Consider the following 2758-nt stretch of genomic DNA (forward strand, 5'->3'; position numbering starts at 1 on the left):
GATAACAGGAGCAAACTTTGACGAGCTGGTACTGACGGCAGAATTGGAAATCACACCAGCTGATATCGCAGGAATCTCTTTCGAGGATGCCAGCTTTATCTATGATGGATCAGATAGGTCGATAGAAATCACGGGGACACTTCCAGCTGGGACCTCTGTTTCATATGAAAACAATACCAGAACCAACGTAGGCAATCAGGAAGCAACTGCCACCATCACTGGAAGCAACTTCAATACCTTGGTACTTACAGCAGACTTGACAATTACGCCAGCTGATATCACAGGAATCACCCTTGAGGATGCCAGCTTTGTTTTTGACGGTACAGTAAAAACCATTGAAATCACCGGTACACTTCCTGATGGAGCTTCTGTTTCTTACACAGATAATACACAGACAAACGTGGGGACTCAAGCGGCAACGGCTACAATAACAGGAAGTAACTTTAACACCCTGGTACTGAGCGCTGATTTGGTCATTACTCCTGCAGATTTAAGCATCATCGCAGATGAAGGACAGTCAAAAATATTTGGAACAGCAGATCCAGAATTCAGCTTTACTACATCTGGTTTTGTGGCAGGGGACAGCGAAGAGGTCTTAACAGGAAGTCTGGCAAGGCTTGCCGGTGAAAATGTTGGAACCTACCCCATCACTCTTGGAAATCTCTCAGCAGGAGACAATTATCAGATTCAATTCATAAGCGCTGACTTCAAAATCTTCCCTGCCAGTATCGAAGTTGTTATACAGCCTGATATGATAGAGACCGCATGGAGTATCAATCCTGAGTTGCCTGCCACTGTCACGGTTATGACTGTTGATGGCCAATTCCTAGAACTTCCTGTCACATGGGATGTATCGGCATTGATTGTCTTTACACGTGGTGATTATATTTTGACAGGAACCTTTGATCTGCCTTCAGGTATTTTGAACCCAGAAGGATTGACAGCTGAAATTGTGGTAACAGTACTTCCAAAATCTGCTCCGGAAGATATTGTATTGGACAACAACAGTTTTGAACCTTCAATAAACCAAAACTTCATCCCAATCGGGGCATTTAATGTCGTCGATCCATTCGATAATCAACATGACATAATACTGGCCGGTTTGGAATTGGACAATATGTATTTCGAGATTATCGATGGAATCTTGTTCTGGAGTTCTGCAGAAAAAGTTGACGGCAGGACTGAATTCAATATCCTTGTCCGTGTGGTGGATAGGGATGGCAATATCCTCCAAAAGGAATTCACCATCAGAAGAACCAGGCCATCGGTAAATGATATTGAAATCTTCAACACTTTCACGCCAAACGGAGATGGTGTCAATGACACCTGGGGTATTGAGCAACTGAGGTTCTACACAGGAGCCCGTATCCAGGTCTTCGAAAGGAGTGGCCAAAGGGTATTCTATACCGAAGATCCTGATGTCCGCTGGGATGGCACCTTCCAAGGCAGGGAGTTGCCCGTGGGAGCTTACTATTGGGTGATTGAAGTAAAGGAAACAGATGAAGTAAGAAGAGGAATGCTTAACCTGATCCGAAAATAAAACTGAATTATGTACCATGTGCAATGTACCAAGTATATACACCAAATGGGCTTAGGAAACCAGGAACTGTCTTGGTACTTGGTTCATTGTACTTTGTTCAAAAAATAAATTATGAAAAAACTCTACATACTCGCATGCTGCTTAATCTTCGTTTTCGAAGGGTTTGCGCAATCAAGAAAATATGTTTCCCAGTTCAGTCATATGCAGAGTTACTTCAATCCAGCCCTAACGGGTTATGAAGGCTCTAACTTCCGAGGCCTGATCAGAAACCAATGGGCAGGTTTTGAGGGTGCGCCAATGACTTATGCCGGATCTTTGGAAATAGACATTGCCGATTTTTCGAAAGGGTCAAATCCAGATAAAAATGCTTTGGGTATTAATATCCTTCATGATCAGTACGGGGCATTTATTGAAACAGAACTGATCACTTCCTATGCTTCGAGAATACAGCTGGCAGAAAAAACCGCTCTCAGGTTAGGAGTAGGTGTAAATTACAACACTGTCAGACTCGATGGAAACAACCTGACCACCGAACAATCCAATGATCCTAAAGTGGTACAATATCTAAATGGATTTGCCGATATGCAGGTACTGGACTTCAATATCGGAATAGCGCTTACCCATCCCAATTATTACATTTCATATGCTGTTCACAATGTGAATCAGGGAGCCATTAATTCAGGAGATATTTTTATGGAGCGTAAACCTATGGTTAGCATTGTACAGGCAGGATATAGAAATGCATTTACTGAAAACCTGACTCTTGCCACCAACTTCATGTATAGGGGACAAGCTGACTTACCTGATAATGTGGAATTCAATTTTAAAATCCTGATGATGGAGAAGATCTGGCTTGGTGCAGGACACAGAATAGATTATGCCAATAACTTCCAACTGGGTATCCTCCTACCGGTTATGAGAATTGGATATGTTTATGAACTGCCGATGAGCAGGTCATATCTTTTACCCAATACTACTCATGAGTTTCTAGCTGTCATCCCTCTATTCAGGAAAAACAATTCTTCAGACAGAAACAAGGCTTTGATTTGGTAAATGACTGATCAATATTGTGGTTTCGTCTTTTGCTTTTTTCAAAGAGAATAATTAGCCCATGCTAATTTGATTTTGTATCTACCATTGTGTGAATTTCGTTCAGGAAACAATCCTCAGTGTGCAGTCAGTAAATAATGAATCATCTTTGATTTTATGCAATTCTCT

The 2758-nt window shown here is 41.8% G+C and carries 2 protein-coding genes; both read left to right on the top strand.

Translation table 11 applies throughout. The annotated features are described in order from the left end of the window. The coding region (locus EA341_RS00075) for a gliding motility-associated C-terminal domain-containing protein (protein WP_293010643.1) at nucleotides 1-1540 on the top strand (1540 nt) is incomplete at its 5' end. Between the two features lie 111 nt (nucleotides 1541-1651). After that, nucleotides 1652-2593, top strand: a complete 942-nt coding sequence (locus EA341_RS00080) for a type IX secretion system membrane protein PorP/SprF (RefSeq protein ID WP_293010644.1) — start codon at nucleotides 1652-1654, stop codon at nucleotides 2591-2593. The last annotated feature ends 165 nt before the right edge of the window (nucleotides 2594-2758 follow it).

Source organism: Mongoliibacter sp., from assembly GCF_007692705.1.
GTDB lineage: Bacteria > Bacteroidota > Bacteroidia > Cytophagales > Cyclobacteriaceae > Mongoliibacter.